Annotated in this window: 2 protein-coding genes and 1 pseudogene; 2 read left to right on the forward strand and 1 reads right to left on the reverse strand. The window is 31.2% G+C overall.

Annotation, left to right across the window (positions count from 1 at the left end; all coding sequences use genetic code 11):
* A pseudogene (locus tag M3005_RS04080) lies at positions 1–195 on the forward strand (ABC transporter ATP-binding protein); the annotation flags it as partial.
* 50 nt (positions 196–245) lie between these two features.
* Here M3005_RS04080 and M3005_RS04085 read toward each other — a convergent pair.
* The gene (locus M3005_RS04085) at positions 246–800 is read right to left on the reverse strand and encodes a TetR/AcrR family transcriptional regulator (RefSeq protein ID WP_293793915.1); all 555 of its coding nucleotides are present in this window, start codon (positions 798–800) and stop codon (positions 246–248) included.
* Between the two features lie 400 nt (positions 801–1,200).
* Here M3005_RS04085 and M3005_RS04090 point away from each other — a divergent pair.
* Positions 1,201–1,901, forward strand: a 701-nt coding sequence (locus M3005_RS04090; RefSeq protein ID WP_293793917.1) for a mechanosensitive ion channel family protein, incomplete at its 3' end; no start/stop codon positions are given.

Consider the following 1,901-nt stretch of genomic DNA (forward strand, 5'->3'; position numbering starts at 1 on the left):
GTTCTTTCCTACCTAATTCAATTTGGAATTAACTCAGCTGTTCATGGAATGATTGATTACTCAATCATTCAAGTAACTGCAGGAAATGCTATCTTCGGAATTGTAATTGCTGTTATTATTAACTTACTTGCATCAATTCTTCCATCAAACAAGGGTGCTAAACTAGATCCTATCGAAAGTTTAAGCGCTGAATAATTAAATGTCCCCCAATACAAAAAACACGCTATTTAAAATAGCGTGTTTTTTTAATACCCTCGGTGCATTAAGAAATCATACACATATTCTTTATCATAGTCTTCAAAATGGTGAATCCAAAAAATAATAACCCCTAATGCGGTTGCAGAATTATATGCCGCGAATAGTTTTCTTTTCTTCGGATCCATTTCTTCACTAAATACTTCTGTTGTTGACTCAACTAGTTCATTAAAAAATTGGAGCAGTTTAATTGCAAATTGGATTTCCCCTTTTTCACTTATTAAAACACTTAAGATGGGCTGATTTTCTTCAATTACAGTTAAAAAACTATATACAAATTTACCGGCAGCAGTATCTATATGTTCAACATCAGTTTCTTGGAAAAATTCATTCGCGTTTCTAATTTGTTCAATCACGCCGTCCTCGACTTTTTCAATCAAGTCAAATTTATCGATGTAGTGGCGATAAAAAGTACTACGATTTACTTCAGCTTGTTTAATAATGTCACTGACTGTGACAGATGCAACGCCTTTTTCTCTAGCAATGGAAACAAAGGCTTTAATAATTTTATCTTTAGTTAATTGGCGTTTCTTTTCATATTTCAAAATTCAATATCCTCCATTATTTATTAAATCATGTATGGACCGTGGTATGATAAAAACATCAATAGAAAAGAGATGTTTTAAATGTTAGACGTTGAATTAATGTCTGGTTTAATTTTATTTTTAGTGGGTATCTTGTCATTACTCACATTTTTAGCAATTATCTTGCGAAGAATTTATCTAAAACTTCCCATTAAAATGGATATTTTTTGTTTCTTAGTATCAGCAATTGTAATTATAGTTTCTTATTACGTTGATAGTCACTTTATATTGTTCATTCTATCATCAATTTAATCAGATAAGACCTTAACATTTTATTAAGAAAACATCCTATAACTGTTATAACACTTAATGTGATGTTAGGATATTAATATAACAATAATAATAGTAAGGAGTGTCGATTATGTTGACAGTTGCAGCTAATCCCGGCTTTATTAAAAGATACTTTTTAAGCTTTAATTGGGACGAGATTCTACATAACATTACTAATATTGTGATTGATATTATTTTAATTTCCATTTTCTTTTTAATTTTAAAATCCATTGGAAAGAAAGTGATCAATCACTTATTCAATAACTACGCAAAAAAACAAACTGGCGTAGCAGAAAATAGGCTTAAAACCCTTCATTCATTATCCACTAATGCCTACATGTACATTTTGGTGTTCTTTTGGATTTATTCAGTTTTAACATTCATCGGTGTACCAATCGGAACCCTATTAGCTGGGGCTGGTTTATTTTCTGTAGCAATTGGTTTAGGTGCTCAAGGTTTGGCCAACGATATTATCAATGGGTTCTTCATCTTATTTGAAAAGCAAATTAACATTGGTGATTACGTAACAATCGGAGATGTTACTGGTACTGTTTCTGAAATAGGTCTAAGAACCACTAAAATAAGAAGCAATAACGATGCATTAAACTTCATTCCCAACCGATATATCACTAATATTTGTAATATGTCTAAGGATCGCATGAAGGCCGAAATCAACATTCGTGTTAACCCTGATACTCCAATTACTGAAGTAATTAATATCATCAAACAAATTAACGCAGAATATGTTCCAAAGACTAAGGGGATTATCGAAGATCCTCAATTATTAGGAAC

Source organism: Apilactobacillus sp., assembly GCF_025290035.1.
In the GTDB taxonomy this organism is placed as follows: domain Bacteria; phylum Bacillota; class Bacilli; order Lactobacillales; family Lactobacillaceae; genus Apilactobacillus.